The sequence below is a fragment of the Klebsiella sp. CN_Kp066 genome, assembly GCF_040065135.1.
In the GTDB taxonomy this organism is placed as follows: domain Bacteria; phylum Pseudomonadota; class Gammaproteobacteria; order Enterobacterales; family Enterobacteriaceae; genus Klebsiella; species Klebsiella oxytoca.
Genome location: NZ_JBEAIU010000046.1, coordinates 1 through 16,546, shown reverse-complemented (window position 1 = coordinate 16,546; position 16,546 = coordinate 1). Strand labels below are relative to the sequence as shown.

The following is a 16,546-nucleotide window of genomic DNA, read 5'->3' as shown; positions in this document are numbered from 1 at the left end:
ACATCCGGGCTCCAGTGCTGGCGCCTAAACTAAAGTAAGCACTAACTTTCTAAAGAGCGACGCATACTACCAAAGCTGGCGTATCTGGCAATTTATTGCGTTACATCGGTGTAATAATGCCGTTAGCGAGTATAGTCTGCAGAAAAATTTTTCCAATCATCCAACCTACGAGGACCGGCGCATGCAGGCTTTAATCTTAGAACAGCAGGATGGCAAAACTCTCTCTTCGGTGCAAACCATTGACGCCAGCCAGCTGCCGCAGGGCGATGTGACAGTGGATATCGAGTGGTCCAGCCTCAACTATAAAGATGCGCTGGCGATCACCGGTAAAGGAAAAATCATCCGCAACTTTCCGATGATTCCTGGCATCGATTTTGCCGGTTCGGTCCACAGCAGCGAAGATCCTCGCTTTCATGCGGGCCAGCAGGTGCTGCTCACCGGATGGGGCGTTGGCGAAAACCACTGGGGCGGTCTGGCGGAACGCGCTCGCGTTAAAGGCGACTGGCTGGTAGCAATGCCTCAAGGACTGAATGGGCGTAAAGCCATGACCATTGGTACCGCGGGCTTCACCGCCATGCTGTGCGTGATGGCGCTGGAAGATGCCGGAATTCGTCCTGAAGATGGCGAAATTGTAGTTACCGGGGCCAGCGGCGGCGTCGGCAGCACCGCAGTCGCTTTGCTGCATCAGCTGGGGTACAAGGTAGCGGCGGTTTCCGGGCGCGAAAGCACCCATGAATATTTGAAAGCCCTCGGCGCGCAGCGCATCCTTGGCCGAGATGAGTTCGCCGAAACCCGCCCGCTGGAAAAGCAGCTGTGGGCCGGCGCTGTTGACACGGTTGGCGATAAAGTACTGGCAAAAGTACTGGCGCAAATGAACTACGGCGGCTGCGTTGCAGCCTGCGGCCTCGCTGGCGGATTTGCGCTGCCGACCACCGTGATGCCGTTTATTCTGCGCAATGTACGCCTGCAGGGCGTTGACTCGGTGATGACCCCGCCCGCCCGCCGGGCTGAAGCCTGGCAAAGGCTGGTTCGCGATCTGCCGGAATCGTTCTATGCGCACAGCGCAACCGAAATCACCCTCGCCGAAGCCCCTGAGTTTGCTGAAAAGATTATGACCAATAAGATTCAGGGCCGCACGCTGGTTAAAATCGCCTAATCTGCAATTTTTCGTGACATATTCGCAATAACGCCTCGCCTCCGTCATGCTTAGAAAAAACGCATGACGGAGGATGCTATGAAACCCAAAAAACTGACAGAAGCCGACGTTACGGCAGAATCCGTTTTTATGCTGCAACGTCGCCAGGTCCTGAAAATGCTGGGCATCAGCGCGACCGCCCTTTCCCTTACCCCCTCCGCGCAAGCCGATCTGCTGGATTGGTTTAAAGGCAACGATCGCCCGCCGGCGCCGGCGGGCAAAGCGCTAACGTTCGAAAAACCGGCGCAATGGCAAAATAACCTGCCGCTCACGCCGGAGGATAAAGTTGCTGGTTACAACAACTTTTATGAGTTCGGTCTGGATAAAGCCGATCCGGCGGCGAATGCCGGCAGCCTGCGCACCGATCCCTGGACGCTGACGATCGGTGGCGAAGTGGCAAAACCGCTCACGCTCGATCATGACGACCTGACCAGCCGATTCCCGCTGGAAGAACGAATTTATCGAATGCGCTGCGTAGAAGCCTGGTCGATGGTGGTTCCGTGGGTCGGTTTCCCGCTCCATAAGCTGCTGTCGCTGGTCGAACCCACCAGCAATGCTCGCTACGTTGCATTTAAAACGCTTTATGCTCCTGAGCAGATGCCGGGTCAAAAGGACCGTTTTATCGGCGGCGGTCTGGCGTATCCCTACGTTGAAGGACTGCGGCTCGATGAAGCAATGCATCCTCTGACGCTGCTCAGCGTGGGCGTGTATGGCAAGGCGCTGCCCCCGCAGAACGGTGCGCCGGTTCGGCTCACCGTGCCCTGGAAGTACGGCTTCAAAGGGATTAAGTCCATCGTCAGTATTGAGCTCACCCGTGAGCGTCCGCCCACCACCTGGAATCTGGCCGGGCCCGAAGAGTATGGCTTCTACGCCAACGTTAATCCGCATGTCGATCATCCCCGCTGGTCGCAGGCGACTGAGCGTTTTATCGGCGCCGGCGGCGTACTCGACGTTAAACGCCAGCCAACGCTGCTGTTCAACGGCTATGCCGAAGAAGTGGCGTCGCTCTATCGGGGCCTGAATTTGCGGGAGAACTACTAGTGCGCCTGAATGTAAAGCAGATAACCTGGCTGAAAGTGCTTCTCCATCTGGCTGGCTTTTTGCCCGTTGTCTGGCTGTTCTGGGCCGGGCAGCAGGGCTATTTCAGCGCCGACCCGGCAAAGGATATTCAGCACTTTACCGGTAGGATGGCTCTTAAATTCCTGCTGGCTACCTTGCTTGTTTCGCCGCTAGCGCGCTACGCTAAACAGCCGTTATTGATACGCACCCGGCGCTTACTTGGCTTATGGTGCTTTGCCTGGGCTACGCTGCATTTAACCAGCTATACGCTGCTCGAACTCGGGATTAACAATCTGGCGCTTTTGGGTTCAGAAGTTATCAGCAGGCCTTACCTGACGCTGGGTTTACTCAGCTGGCTGATTCTGCTGGCGCTGGCGGCGACCTCCACCCAGGCGATGCAGCGGAAATTAGGCCGCCGTTGGCAAACATTACATAACTTCGTCTATGTTGTCGCGATCCTTGCGCCGATTCACTACCTGTGGTCGGTGAAGATTTTATCCCCGCAGCCGATCATTTATGCGCTGCTGGCACTGCTGCTTTTAGCATGGCGATACAAGAAGTTTCGCCAGTGGTGGCGCTGATTCCGGATATGTGCAGTTTCCCGCAGTTCTTTTATCAACCGCCCCACTTTACACGATAGCGGTTGATAATCTTCCCTGATAAGACCAGTATTTAGCTGCCAAATGCTACGAAATCGTTATAATGTGCGACTTTGGTTTTCCTTACGGGCTTTTTGAGTCCCGAAAAGGTGACAATCGCGTATCGAAGGTATATTTTGTTTTTTACCCGAGAATGGCAGAAGATGGCCGCATGTTGGCCGGTAAGTTTCGCTTTTTGCTTTCGGGCAGCCGGAGCGTAACCTGTCGACTTATGCCCAATGGCGGCGTCATGAATCAGCAGTAATTCATATGCTTTACAGACGGTGCTAACACGCCTGTCACAATCACACTAAACAAAGAGTACGGAACCCACTCATGGATATTCGTAAGATTAAAAAACTGATCGAGCTGGTTGAAGAATCAGGTATCTCCGAACTGGAAATTTCTGAAGGCGAAGAGTCGGTACGCATTAGCCGTGCCGCGCCAAACGCAGGTTTCCCGGTGATGCAACAGGCTTATGCCGCACCGATGATGCAGCAACAGCCGGCTCTGTCTAACGCAGTCGCAACTGCGGCCACTCCAGCAATGGAAGCCCCTGCGGCAGCGGAAATCAGTGGTCACATCGTACGTTCCCCAATGGTTGGTACTTTCTACCGCACCCCGAGCCCGGACGCGAAAGCCTTCATCGAAATCGGTCAGAAAGTTAACGCGGGCGATACCCTGTGCATCGTTGAAGCCATGAAAATGATGAACCAGATCGAAGCCGATAAATCCGGCGTGGTGAAAGCCATTCTGGTCGAAAGTGGTCAACCGGTAGAATTTGACGAGCCACTGGTCGTCATCGAATAACGAGGCGAACATGCTGGATAAAATTGTTATCGCCAACCGCGGCGAGATTGCATTGCGTATCCTGCGTGCCTGTAAAGAACTGGGCATCAAGACCGTTGCTGTGCACTCAACGGCGGATCGCGATTTAAAACACGTATTGTTAGCGGATGAGACGGTCTGTATTGGCCCGGCTCCGTCCGTAAAAAGTTACCTCAATATCCCGGCTATCATTAGCGCAGCTGAAATCACCGGCGCGGTGGCTATTCACCCGGGTTATGGTTTTCTGTCCGAAAACGCTAACTTCGCTGAGCAGGTTGAGCGTTCCGGCTTTATCTTTATCGGTCCGAAAGCAGACACTATTCGCCTGATGGGCGACAAAGTCTCTGCCATTACCGCAATGAAGAAAGCGGGCGTTCCAACCGTACCGGGCTCTGACGGCCCGCTGGGTGAAGATATGGACGTTAACCGCGCCCATGCCAAACGCATTGGCTACCCGGTGATTATCAAAGCCTCCGGCGGCGGCGGCGGTCGCGGTATGCGCGTCGTGCGCAGCGATGCTGAGCTGGCTCAATCCATCTCCATGACCAAAGCGGAAGCAAAAGCCGCTTTTAACAACGACATGGTGTATATGGAGAAATACCTGGAGAATCCTCGCCACATCGAGATCCAGGTACTGGCTGACGGTCAGGGCAACGCTATCTATCTGGCTGAGCGCGACTGCTCCATGCAGCGTCGTCACCAGAAGGTCGTCGAAGAGGCACCGGCGCCGGGCATTACTCCGGAACTGCGTCGCTATATCGGCGAGCGTTGCTCCAAAGCGTGCGTCGATATCGGCTATCGCGGGGCGGGTACTTTTGAGTTCCTGTTCGAAAACGGCGAGTTCTATTTCATCGAAATGAATACCCGTATTCAGGTAGAACACCCGGTAACCGAGATGATCACCGGCGTCGATCTGATTAAAGAACAGCTGCGCATCGCTGCTGGTCAGCCGCTGTCCATCAAGCAGGAAGAAGTTATGGTTAAAGGCCATGCGGTGGAATGCCGTATCAACGCTGAAGACCCGAACACCTTCCTGCCGAGCCCGGGTAAAATTACCCGCTTCCACGCGCCGGGCGGTTTTGGCGTACGCTGGGAGTCTCATATCTACGCAGGCTACACCGTACCTCCGTACTATGACTCAATGATCGGCAAGCTGATCTGCTATGGTGAAAACCGTGATGTCGCGATTGCCCGCATGAAAAATGCGCTGCAGGAGCTGATTATCGATGGCATCAAAACCAACGTAGATCTGCAGATCCGCATCATGAACGACGAACATTTCCAGAATGGTGGCACCAATATCCACTATCTGGAGAAAAAACTCGGATTGCAGGAGAAGTAATTCTCTTACTGCTGCAAAAGGCCGGATAATCCGGCCTTTTTTCTTTTTCTCTCCTCTCCGCTTTTCCATGCGGTACAATCCCCGCTTTCTTCATCCTCAAGGGACAAAAAATGGACAAACGTTTTGTTCAGGCCCATAAAGAGGCGCGCTGGGCGCTGTGGCTAACCCTTCTTTATCTTGCGGCCTGGCTGGCTGCCGCCTATTTGCCGGGCGTCGGTATTGGCATAACCGGCCTGCCGCACTGGTTTGAAATGGCCTGCCTGCTGGTACCGCTGGTGTTTATCCTGCTGTGCTGGGCAATGGTAAAACTGATTTATCGCGATATTCCTCTGGAGGATGACGATGCAGCTTGAAGTCATACTGCCGCTTGTCGCCTACCTGCTGGTGGTGTTTGCTCTCTCCATCTATGCGATGCGTAAGCGCGTAACGGGTTCCTTCCTGAACGAGTATTTCCTCGGTAGCCGCTCGATGGGCGGCATTGTATTAGCCATGACGCTTACGGCTACCTATATCAGCGCAAGCTCGTTTATAGGCGGCCCCGGCGCGGCCTATAAATATGGTCTCGGCTGGGTACTGCTGGCGATGATCCAGCTTCCTGCTATCTGGCTCTCGCTGGGAATTTTGGGTAAGAAATTCGCCATTCTGGCGCGACGTTATAATGCCGTAACGCTGAACGATATGCTCTTTGCCCGCTATCAAAGCCGCCTGCTGGTCTGGCTCGCGAGCCTGAGCCTACTGGTTGCTTTTGTTGGGGCAATGACGGTGCAGTTCATCGGCGGGGCGCGCCTGCTGGAAACCGCGGCGGGCATCCCCTACGAAACCGGCCTGCTGATTTTTGGCGTCAGTATCGCACTTTATACCGCGTTCGGCGGTTTTCGTGCCAGCGTCCTCAATGACACCCTCCAGGGGATGGTAATGCTGATAGGAACGATTGTTCTGCTGGTTGGCGTCGTGCATGCGGCTGGCGGGCTACATAATGCGGTAGAAACGCTGCAAACTATCGATCCTAAGCTGGTCTCTCCGCAGGGGGCTGATGATATTCTTTCTCCCACCTTTATGACCTCTTTTTGGGTGCTGGTCTGCTTCGGGGTGATTGGCCTTCCGCACACCGCCGTTCGCTGCATCTCCTATAAAGACAGCAAAGCGGTTCACCGGGGAATTATCATTGGCACAGTAGTCGTCGCGATCCTGATGTTTGGTATGCACCTTGCCGGAGCGCTCGGCCGCGCGGTGATCCCGGATCTGACGGTGCCGGATCTGGTCATCCCTACCCTCATGGTGAAAGTATTGCCGCCATTTGCCGCCGGGATCTTCCTCGCTGCGCCAATGGCCGCCATTATGTCGACGATCAACGCTCAACTGCTGCAAAGTTCCGCTACGATCATTAAAGATCTGTATCTGAATCTGCGCCCCGAGCAGATAACAAATGAAACCCGGTTGAAGCGGATGTCGGCAACGATCACCCTGCTGTTGGGCGCTTTACTGCTGCTGGCAGCCTGGCGTCCGCCTGAGATGATTATCTGGCTCAACCTGCTGGCGTTCGGCGGCCTGGAGGCCGTGTTCTTATGGCCGCTGGTGCTGGGCCTGTACTGGGAACGAGCGAACGCGAAAGGCGCATTGAGCGCGATGATCGTCGGCGGCGTACTCTATGCCATACTCGCCACTTTTAATCTTCAGTACCTGGGCTTCCATCCGATAGTGCCCTCGTTACTGTTAAGTTTATTGGCTTTCCTGGTCGGAAACCGCTTCGGAACCTCCGCCCCGCAAGCCGCCGTATTGACTACTGATAAATAAAGAGTTTTGCCATGCCATGGATCCAACTGAAACTGAACACTACCGGCGCGAACGCGGAAGAACTGAGCGATGCGCTGATGGAAGCGGGTTCCGTTTCCATTACTTTCCAGGATACGCACGACACGCCGGTATTCGAACCTCTGCCGGGCGAGACCCGTCTGTGGGGCGATACTGATGTTATCGGCCTGTTTGACGCTGAAACAGACATGCAAGAAGTGGTCGCGATTCTGGAGCAGCATCCGCTGCTGGGCGCCGGTTTCGTGCATAAAATCGAACAACTGGAAGATAAAGACTGGGAGCGCGAATGGATGGATAACTTCCACCCTATGTGCTTCGGTAAACGCCTGTGGATCTGCCCGAGCTGGCGCGATGTGCCGGATGAAAACGCCGTTAACGTGATGCTCGATCCGGGCCTGGCGTTTGGTACCGGTACGCATCCCACAACGGCAATGTGTCTCGAATGGCTGGATGGACTCGATCTCTCAGGCAAAACGATCATCGATTTTGGCTGCGGCTCAGGTATTCTGGCCATTGCGGCCTTAAAGCTGGGCGCAGCGAAAGCGATTGGTATTGATATCGATCCGCAGGCAATTCAGGCCAGCCGCGATAACGCCGAGCGCAACGGGGTCTCTGAACGCCTGGAACTGTATCTGCCTAAAGATCAGCCAGAGGCGATGAAAGCCGATGTCGTGGTCGCAAACATTCTGGCTGGCCCATTACGCGAGCTAGCCCCGCTTATCAGCGTGCTGCCGGTTACAGGCGGTCTGCTGGGGCTTTCCGGCATCCTTGCCAGCCAGGCGGAAAGCGTTTGTGAGGCATACGCCGACCTCTTTAATCTCGATCCCGTCGTGGAGAAAGAGGAGTGGTGCCGGATTACCGGTATTAAAAAGTAATCTCTCCTTGTGGCCTCATCGCAGGCCACAACTTTTCGCGTTTTCTGTACAAAATCATTCGCCCAATAAGAATAAGATGATGCGGTAACATATTGTAGTTACCAATAAAATCATCATCTTATTCATTGGACGAATTATATGAAAACATCTTTAGGCAAGGCGGCATTGTTGGTGTTAAGCATGATGCCCATTACGGTTTTTGCTTCCCATTGGGGCTATGAAGGCGAAGGTTCGCCGGAGCACTGGGGAGCGCTCAGTGAAGAGTACAAAACCTGCCAGAGCGGCATGAACCAATCTCCCATCAACATCGATACCACGTTCAAAGCGCACCTGTCACCGCTGGAAACCCACTATATTGATGGCCCAATTACGCTCATCAACAATGGTCACACCATTCAGGCCGGGTTAAAAACTACCACAGCGGACACCATTACAATTGACGGTACGCCATTTACCCTTCAGCAGTTCCATTTCCATGCCCCGAGCGAAAATACCGTTCACGGTAAGCACTATGCGATGGAGATGCACCTGGTCCATACCAACGCTCAAGGAGCCATCACTGTCGTAGCGGTGATGTTTGACCAGGGGGCGGAAAATAGCGAGCTGAACAAACTGTGGGCCACTATGCCGGAAAAAGCGGAGCAGAATGCGAAGATCAGCACGCAAATGGACCTCAACGCCCTGCTTCCTGCGGACAAGACATACTGGCGATTCAGCGGCTCTCTGACTACTCCGCCCTGCTCTGAAGGGGTAACCTGGATTGTCCTTAAGCATCCGCTAACGTTGTCTGCCGCGCAGCTGGCAAAATTTAGCCACACCATGCATCACGATAATAATCGTCCGGTGCAGCCGCTGAATGGTCGCGTCGTCATTGAGTAAACATCAGATACGCTTCACGATCATGTTCTGAAATGAGAGCTAACTCACATAAAGCCAAGATAATTTGCTGATTAATTCAGCAGATTATCTTGTCCACACCCCGGGCCGGGAAGAAAAAATGAGAAGTTATGCAAAAATATATGTGTAGATAAATTCATCACATATTTTTAATGCAATGATTTATAAAGCTAATTATTCATGAGCATCGACCTGGACGGCGATTCTTTGATCCACCTCAGTGGATTGCTCAAAGTTTGGCCTTTCATCTCGTGCAAAAAATGCGTAATATACGCCGCCTTGCAGTCACAGTATGGTCATTTCTTAACTCATGCGCATCGGACACTACCAGCTCAGAAATCGACTTATCGCAGCGCCTATGGCTGGCATTACTGACAGACCATTCCGGACGCTGTGTTACGAGATGGGAGCAGGGTTGACCGTATCCGAGATGATGTCCTCCAACCCGCAGGTCTGGGAGAGCGACAAGTCCCGCTTACGGATGGTGCACGTTGATGAGCCCGGTATTCGTACCGTGCAAATCGCCGGCAGCGTGCCGGAAGAGATGGCTGCAGCCGCCCGTATTAACGTGGAAAGCGGCGCCCAAATTATTGATATCAATATGGGGTGTCCGGCTAAAAAAGTGAATCGTAAGCTTGCAGGTTCAGCCCTCTTGCAGTACCCCGACCAGGTGAAGTCGATCCTGACGGCGGTCGTCAAAGCAGTGGACGTTCCCGTAACTCTCAAGATTCGCACCGGTTGGGAACCGGAACACCGTAACTGTGTAGAAATTGCCCAACTGGCTGAAGAATGTGGCATTCAGGCTCTGACTATTCACGGACGCACCCGCGCCTGCTTGTTTAACGGAGACGCTGAGTACGACAGTATTCGGGCAGTTAAGCAGAAAGTTTCCATTCCGGTTATCGCGAATGGCGACATTACTGACCCGCTTAAAGCCAGAGCCGTGCTCGACTATACGGGGGCTGATGCCCTTATGATAGGCCGTGCGGCTCAGGGAAGACCCTGGATCTTTCGGGAAATCCAGCACTATCTGGACACTGGAGAGCTGCTGCCCCCGCTGCCCCTGGCAGAGGTTAAGCGCTTGCTTTGTGCACACGTTCGGGAACTGCATGGCTTTTACGGCCACGCAAAAGGGTACCGAATCGCACGCAAACACGTATCCTGGTATCTGCAGGAACACGCTCCAGATGACCAGTTTCGGCGCACATTCAACGCCATAGAAGATTCCAGCGAACAGCTGGAGGCGTTGGAGGCATACTTCGAAAATTTTGCGTAATAGAAATAAAGAGCTGACAGAACTATGTTCGAACAACGCGTAAATTCTGACGTACTGACCGTTTCTACCGTTAACTCTCAGGATCAGGTAACTCAAAAGCCCCTGCGTGACTCGGTTAAACAGGCACTGAAGAACTATTTTGCTCAACTGAACGGTCAGGATGTTAATGACCTGTATGAGCTGGTACTGGCTGAAGTAGAACAGCCCCTGTTGGACATGGTGATGCAATACACCCGCGGTAACCAGACCCGTGCTGCCCTGATGATGGGCATCAACCGTGGTACTCTGCGTAAAAAGCTGAAAAAATACGGCATGAACTGATACTAATCAGTTAAGTGTTTGATATAAAAGGCGCTCTTCGGCATGGGGAAGCGCCTTTTTTATTGCATCCGTTTTAATGATTGACTATCGCCTGTAGCCCGCGGGTTCCGCAAAGGACCGACATAATATTATCAACCAAAGCGGGAGCCTGATGATACAGGTCGAATTTTCCGGGCTCTACGAGCCAGTTTTTAATAATACCGACAAATGCGCTATGTAATACAATTAATGAAATTTCAACGTTGGTTTCCTCTGGTAATAATCCGTTACGAATGCAGAGCTGTAAAACACTGCGAATAACGGGATAGCTAAAACCAATTTTTTTGCGAATCTCAGCCTCGGATATCATCTCGCTGGAAAACTCACACTTCTGATACAGAATTTGCATTAGCGCACGTTGACGGGGATTAATGGCGATATATTGCAGACCGATAATAAATTTTTCTCGTAGCCTGCTGAGCGGGTCCTGAGCGTGTGAAGAGGTAAATTCATGTTTAAGCAGATCACGTAACGGAAGCTGCTGTTGCCACATTTCATTAAAGAGTTCCGCTTTGCTGGAAAAGTGCCAGTAGACTGCTCCCCGCGTCACGCCAGCAGCATCAGCGATATCGGCTAACGTTGTACCGGTCACGCCGCGTAGGGCAAACTGTTGAATGGCTGACTCAATCAAAAGCTGCCGCGTCTTTAACGCATCTTCTTTCGTTCTTCTAGGCATACGGTGCTCCGCTCTACGCCAGATTAAGAGTGTGGGAAATAAGTGAATACGTATAAACCTAACATCTGACAATGAATATTGTTTAGCAAAAATACAGATAAGTTAAATCTCAAGTGAAATGCAAATAAATACACCACAAGAATAATTAAAAGAAATTTATTCACCGATTAAATATCAGTGTAAGCAAATTTTAAATTGAGATCATTCTCAAAACATAATCACCGATATTTTGTTTTTGCGTGCCTTGCTGATGGCTAAAAAATAACTATTTCTTACATCCACCGTTTTTTATTTGTAGGATACCAAACCGCATTTTAATTCATTATTTCTTGCACAGATTCGTGGCCAAGCCTGGCTCAAAATCTATAAGGAACAGCAATGACACGTCACGTCAGGGTTACACTTTTATCCAGCCTCATCATCCCGGCCCTCCTGCTCAGCGGCTGTGATGATTCAGGCGATCGGCAACCGCATGCGCAGATACCTCAGGTCTCCGTTTATGTGGTGAACAGCGCGCCGCTGTCCGTGACCACGGAGCTACCTGGCCGGACATCAGCTTACCGCGTAGCGGAAGTTCGCCCGCAGGTTAGCGGCATTATCCTGCATCGTAACTTTGTCGAAGGTAGCGATGTCGCCGCTGGACAGTCTCTCTATCAAATCGATCCGGCGACCTATCAGGCAGCTTATAACAGCGCAAAGGGTGATGAAGCGAAAGCAGAGGCCGCAGCGGCTATCGCCCATTTAACGGTCAAACGTTATGCGCCTCTTCTCGGCACAAAATATATCAGTCAGCAGGAATACGATCAGGCAGTAGCGACGGCCCGCCAGGCGGATGCCGATGTTATCGCAACAAAAGCCGCCGTTGAAAGCGCGCGCATTGATTTGGCGTACACCAAAGTGACTTCACCTATCGGCGGTCGCATCGGCAAATCCAGCGTAACCGAAGGCGCACTGGTGACAAATGGTCAGGCTGATGCAATGGCGACGATACAGCAGCTCGATCCTATTTATGTTGATGTTACCGAGTCCAGTAATGATTTCATGCGCCTGAAGCAGGAGAGTCTGCAGCAGGGCAGTGGCACTAAAAGCGTGCAGCTGATTATGGAAAACGGTCAACCTTATGCGCTGCGGGGCACCCTGCAGTTCTCCGATGTTACGGTAGATGAGAGCACCGGCTCTATTACGCTGCGCGCAATCTTCCCCAACCCACAGCATACTCTGCTGCCAGGAATGTTTGTTCGCGCTCGCATCGACGAAGGTATTTCACCAGACGCTATTCTCGTTCCTCAGCAGGGGGTAACCCGTACGCCGCGCGGTGATGCCAGCGTGATGCTCGTCAATGACAAAAACCAGGTTGAAACGCGGCCAGTCACCGCCTCGCAGGCGATTGGCGATAAGTGGTTAATCACGAGCGGTCTGAAAGCCGGTGAAAAGGTCATTGTCAGCGGTCTGCAGAAAGTGCGTCCCGGCGTCACGGTGAAGGCCGAAGAGGATACCGCGACGACTGTCGCGCAATAAGGTACGAATCCCTATGTCTAAGTTTTTTATCCATCGCCCGGTTTTCGCCTGGGTGCTGGCAATCATCATGATGATTGCCGGCGGCCTCGCGATTATGCAGCTCCCGATAGCACAATACCCGACCATCGCACCGCCTGCGGTCGCTATCTCCGCCACCTACCCTGGCGCGGATGCCCAAACCGTACAGGATACGGTGACTCAGGTTATCGAACAGAACATGAACGGTATTGATAACCTGATGTATATGTCCTCAACCAGCGATTCCGCCGGCGGCGTGACCATTACGCTGACCTTTACCTCGGGTACGGATCCGGATATTGCGCAAGTTCAGGTACAGAATAAACTCCAGCTGGCAACGCCGCTACTGCCTCAGGAAGTACAGCAGCAGGGGATTAGCGTCGAGAAATCAAGCAGTAGCTTCTTAATGGTCGCTGGTTTCATCTCCGATAACCCCAGCACCACTCAGGATGATATCTCTGACTATGTGGCCTCGAACGTCAAAGATACTATCAGCCGCCTTAACGGCGTGGGTGATGTACAGCTCTTCGGCGCACAGTATGCAATGCGCATCTGGCTGGATGGAAACCTGCTGAATAAGTACAATTTGACGCCTGTTGACGTCATTAACCAGCTTAAAATCCAAAACGATCAGATTGCTGCAGGGCAGCTTGGCGGCACTCCGGCCCTTAAAGGCCAGCAGCTAAATGCATCCATCATTGCCCAGACGCGACTGAAGGACCCCGCAGAATTTGGCAAAGTAACTCTGCGAGTGAACGCCGACGGGTCAGTCGTGCATCTGAAAGATGTGGCACGCATTGAGCTGGGCGGAGAAAACTATAACGTCGTCGCAAGAATCAATGGCAAGCCAGCTTCAGGCCTGGGAATTAAACTTGCGACCGGCGCTAATGCCCTTGATACCGCCGCGGCGATAAAAGCGAAGCTTGCCGAACTGCAGCCGTACTTCCCACAGGGGATGAAGGTCGTCTATCCTTACGACACCACGCCGTTTGTGAAAATCTCTATCCACGAGGTGGTGAAGACGCTATTTGAAGCCATCATCCTCGTCTTCCTTGTGATGTATCTGTTCTTACAGAATATCCGGGCTACTCTGATCCCCACTATCGCGGTTCCGGTCGTTCTGCTTGGCACCTTTGCCGTGCTGGCAACATTCGGTTACTCCATCAATACACTAACGATGTTTGGCATGGTGCTGGCAATAGGCCTGCTGGTCGACGATGCTATCGTGGTAGTGGAAAACGTCGAACGCGTGATGGTAGAAGAGAAGCTCTCCCCAAAAGAGGCGACGGAAAAATCGATGTCGCAAATCCAGGGGGCATTGGTGGGTATTGCCATGGTGCTATCGGCGGTGTTTGTCCCCATGGCCTTCTTTGGCGGCTCTACGGGGGCGATTTATCGGCAGTTTTCTATCACCATCGTCTCCGCGATGGCGCTGTCCGTACTGGTGGCGCTGATCCTGACCCCAGCGCTTTGTGCCACCTTACTGAAACCCGCATCAGCCGATCATCATGAGAAAAAAGGATTTTTTGGCTGGTTTAATGCGAAATTCGATCGTAGCGTAAATCACTACACCAACAGCGTGAGTGGGATCCTGCGCTGTACCGGGCGCTATCTAATCATCTATTTGCTAATCGTTGTGGGTATGGCGGTATTGTTTATGCGCCTGCCCACCTCTTTCTTGCCGGATGAGGATCAGGGGGTATTTATGACCATGATCCAGCTCCCTTCAGGCGCAACGCAGGAACGCACGCAGAAGGTTCTTGATACGGTTACCGATTACTATCTGCATAAAGAGAAGGCGAACGTTGAAAGCGTCTTTACCGTTAACGGCTTTAGCTTTAGCGGCCAGGGCCAAAACTCCGGTATGGCGTTTGTCAGCCTGAAGCCATGGGAAGAGCGCAGCGGCGCAGAGAATGGCGTTGAGGCAATCATCAAACGGGCTACCGTTGCCTTTAGTCAGATTAAAGATGCTATGGTCTTTCCTTTCAACCTGCCGGCAATTATCGAGCTGGGTACGGCTACCGGTTTTGATTTTGAGCTTATCGATCAGGGTAACCTGGGCCATAGCGCATTAACCCAGGCCCGTAATCAACTTCTGGGTATGGTGAGAGAATACCCTGACCAGCTGGTACGCGTTCGCCCCAACGGGCTCGAAGACACGCCGCAATTCAAGCTTGATGTCGATCAGGAGAAAGCTCAGGCTCTGGGTATTTCGCTATCCGATATCAATGAGACCATTTCCGCGGCGCTAGGGGGCTACTACGTTAACGACTTTATTGACCATGGACGCGTGAAAAAAGTCTACGTTCAGGCCGATGCTAAATTCCGTATGCTGCCGAGCGATATCAATAATATGTACGTTCGCAGCGCGAACGGCGAGATGGTCCCGTTCTCCGCATTCGTGACCTCGCGCTGGGTTTATGGTTCACCGCGCCTGGAGCGCTACAATGGTTTACCCTCTATGGAAGTTTTGGGGGAAGCGGCGCCGGGGAAAAGTACCGGTGATGCGATGATTTTAATGGAACAGCTAGCCAGCAAGCTTCCTGCCGGTATTGGTTACGACTGGACGGGAATGTCCTATCAAGAACGTTTATCGGGTAATCAGGCGCCAGCCCTGTATGCCATTTCGCTGATTGTCGTCTTTCTGTGTCTTGCGGCGCTTTATGAAAGCTGGTCGATTCCCTTCTCTGTCATGCTCGTCGTACCATTAGGCGTTGTTGGAGCATTACTCGCGGCGTCGTTACGCGGGCTTAATAATGACGTTTATTTCCAGGTAGGTTTATTAACCACTATTGGCCTCTCTGCGAAAAACGCGATTCTTATCGTTGAGTTTGCCAAAGACCTGATGGATAAAGAAGGCAAGGGCATTATCGAAGCCACACTGGAAGCATCCCGTATGCGTCTACGTCCTATCCTGATGACTTCCCTTGCTTTTATTTTGGGTGTTCTGCCTCTGGTTATTAGCCATGGCGCAGGCAGCGGAGCTCAAAATGCAGTAGGTACCGGAGTTATGGGCGGAATGTTGACGGCAACATTGCTGGCTATATTCTTTGTCCCGGTCTTCTTTGTGGTAGTAAGGCGGCGCTTTACCAGGCACATAGACTAAATATTCTTTCCAGGGCACCCATCCGGTGCCTTTTTTCTTGCCTGAAAAATAAATACCTATCTCACTGATATTAAATATATTTATTATTCTTTAACCTACCCTCGCCCCGCAACCCACATTATTTACTCATAATCATCTGTCTTTCTTAATAATATTTACGTTAGTCATAAATTGAGATTATTTACTCTGGCGGCCAACTATATTTCTGATGATAAAATAAGCTGTTCCGTATGTACGTGGGTTCGCCACTACAGCGAAGCGGATTATTTAGAGGTAACATCATGAACAAATTTATTATAGTGGCATTGCTGGCTACGCTACTTGCCGGCTGTGCACATGACTCTCCGTGCGTACCGGTTTATGACTCTGAAGGTAGACTCGTCCATACCAATACTTGTGTGAAAGGAACAACTCAGGATAACTGGGAAACCGCTGGCGCGATTGCCGGCGGCGCAGCCGCGGTAGCTGGCCTGACGCTCGGTATTGTAGCTTTAACCCGTTAACGCCTTCTCTTCTCTGCCATAAAAGGTACCGGAGGGTTATCCGGTACCGCTTCCCCGAAGGTAAGTTCCGCGATGCTTAACGGTATCACCCGCGACTAAAGGCCGGGCAAAGCCCCTCCCCTCAGATAACGTCAAACGGATAAATTGCCATTACCAGCCAGGAAAAAGGATATTTACGCAGGAGCGAAAACGCAAAAAGCCCATCCTGACGGATGGGCTTTTTACTTGTTTGATGCCTGGCAATGCCCTACTCTCACATGGGGAGACCCCACACTACCATCGGCGCTACGGCGTTTCACTTCTGAGTTCGGCATGGGGTCAGGTGGGACCACCGCGCTATCGTTGCCAGGCAAATTCTTTTCAAATCGCCGAACTTTAACCTAAAAACTGGTGCTGATACCCAGAGTCGAACTGGGGACCTCACCCTTACCAAGGGTGCGCTC

Annotated in this window: 14 protein-coding genes, 1 rRNA gene and 1 pseudogene; 14 read left to right on the top strand and 2 right to left on the bottom strand. The window is 52.3% G+C overall.

Going from position 1 to position 16,546, the window contains the following annotated elements:
* Nucleotides 1-181 precede the first annotated feature (181 nt).
* The 11 genes and pseudogenes from ABLV75_RS18780 (at nucleotide 182) to fis (ending at nucleotide 10,243) form a co-directional block, all read left to right on the top strand.
* Nucleotides 182-1,156, top strand: a complete 975-nt coding sequence (locus ABLV75_RS18780; RefSeq protein WP_004106258.1) for an MDR family oxidoreductase — start codon at nucleotides 182-184, stop codon at nucleotides 1,154-1,156.
* 78 nt (nucleotides 1,157-1,234) lie between these two features.
* Nucleotides 1,235-2,236, top strand: coding sequence for a protein-methionine-sulfoxide reductase catalytic subunit MsrP (gene msrP, locus ABLV75_RS18775; RefSeq protein WP_004106261.1), 1,002 nt, complete (start codon nucleotides 1,235-1,237; stop codon nucleotides 2,234-2,236).
* A complete protein-coding gene (gene msrQ / locus ABLV75_RS18770; protein WP_004106263.1) occupies nucleotides 2,236-2,835 on the top strand; it encodes a protein-methionine-sulfoxide reductase heme-binding subunit MsrQ in 600 nt (199 codons plus the stop codon). Before msrP ends, msrQ begins: the two co-directional genes overlap by 1 nt.
* Nucleotides 2,836-3,228: 393 nt before the next feature.
* A complete protein-coding gene (gene accB, locus ABLV75_RS18765) occupies nucleotides 3,229-3,702 on the top strand; it encodes an acetyl-CoA carboxylase biotin carboxyl carrier protein (protein WP_004106265.1) in 474 nt (157 codons plus the stop codon).
* 10 nt (nucleotides 3,703-3,712) lie between these two features.
* Nucleotides 3,713-5,062, top strand: coding sequence for an acetyl-CoA carboxylase biotin carboxylase subunit (accC, locus tag ABLV75_RS18760; RefSeq protein ID WP_004106267.1), 1,350 nt, complete (start codon nucleotides 3,713-3,715; stop codon nucleotides 5,060-5,062).
* 110 nt (nucleotides 5,063-5,172) lie between these two features.
* Nucleotides 5,173-5,415: a YhdT family protein gene (locus ABLV75_RS18755; protein WP_004106269.1), complete on the top strand. Its 243-nt coding sequence runs from the start codon at nucleotides 5,173-5,175 to the stop codon at nucleotides 5,413-5,415.
* A complete protein-coding gene (panF, locus tag ABLV75_RS18750; RefSeq protein ID WP_004106270.1) occupies nucleotides 5,405-6,856 on the top strand; it encodes a sodium/pantothenate symporter in 1,452 nt (483 codons plus the stop codon). Before ABLV75_RS18755 ends, panF begins: the two co-directional genes overlap by 11 nt.
* A gap of 11 nt (nucleotides 6,857-6,867) precedes the next feature.
* A complete protein-coding gene (gene prmA, locus ABLV75_RS18745) occupies nucleotides 6,868-7,749 on the top strand; it encodes a 50S ribosomal protein L11 methyltransferase (RefSeq protein ID WP_004106272.1) in 882 nt (293 codons plus the stop codon).
* A gap of 138 nt (nucleotides 7,750-7,887) precedes the next feature.
* A complete protein-coding gene (locus ABLV75_RS18740; protein WP_004106274.1) occupies nucleotides 7,888-8,628 on the top strand; it encodes a carbonic anhydrase family protein in 741 nt (246 codons plus the stop codon).
* Between the two features lie 328 nt (nucleotides 8,629-8,956).
* Nucleotides 8,957-9,965: pseudogene (gene dusB, locus ABLV75_RS18735) on the top strand (tRNA dihydrouridine synthase DusB).
* Nucleotides 9,947-10,243, top strand: a complete 297-nt coding sequence (gene fis / locus ABLV75_RS18730) for a DNA-binding transcriptional regulator Fis (protein ID WP_000462905.1) — start codon at nucleotides 9,947-9,949, stop codon at nucleotides 10,241-10,243. The pseudogene dusB and the gene fis overlap by 19 nt, the downstream one beginning before the upstream one ends.
* Nucleotides 10,244-10,316: 73 nt before the next feature.
* On the opposite strand, the gene envR is transcribed toward fis, so the two are convergent.
* Complete coding sequence (gene envR, locus ABLV75_RS18725) at nucleotides 10,317-10,958, bottom strand: acrEF/envCD operon transcriptional regulator (RefSeq protein WP_004106278.1); 642 nt, start codon at nucleotides 10,956-10,958, stop codon at nucleotides 10,317-10,319.
* A 378-nt stretch (nucleotides 10,959-11,336) separates the two neighbouring features.
* On the opposite strand from envR, the gene ABLV75_RS18720 reads away from it, so the two are divergent.
* The 3 genes from ABLV75_RS18720 (at nucleotide 11,337) to ABLV75_RS18710 (ending at nucleotide 16,103) form a co-directional block, all read left to right on the top strand.
* On the top strand, nucleotides 11,337-12,476 hold the full coding sequence (locus tag ABLV75_RS18720) for an efflux RND transporter periplasmic adaptor subunit (RefSeq protein WP_004106280.1): 1,140 nt from the start codon (nucleotides 11,337-11,339) through the stop codon (nucleotides 12,474-12,476).
* Nucleotides 12,477-12,489: 13 nt separating this feature from the next.
* Entirely contained in the window at nucleotides 12,490-15,600 is a 3,111-nt protein-coding gene (locus tag ABLV75_RS18715) for an efflux RND transporter permease subunit (RefSeq protein WP_004106281.1), read from the top strand.
* A 281-nt stretch (nucleotides 15,601-15,881) separates the two neighbouring features.
* The gene (locus ABLV75_RS18710; RefSeq protein ID WP_004106283.1) at nucleotides 15,882-16,103 is read left to right on the top strand and encodes a membrane protein; all 222 of its coding nucleotides are present in this window, start codon (nucleotides 15,882-15,884) and stop codon (nucleotides 16,101-16,103) included.
* Between the two features lie 234 nt (nucleotides 16,104-16,337).
* Here ABLV75_RS18710 and rrf read toward each other — a convergent pair.
* Nucleotides 16,338-16,453 (bottom strand): 5S ribosomal RNA (rrf, locus tag ABLV75_RS18705).
* Nucleotides 16,454-16,546: the final 93 nt, after the last annotated feature.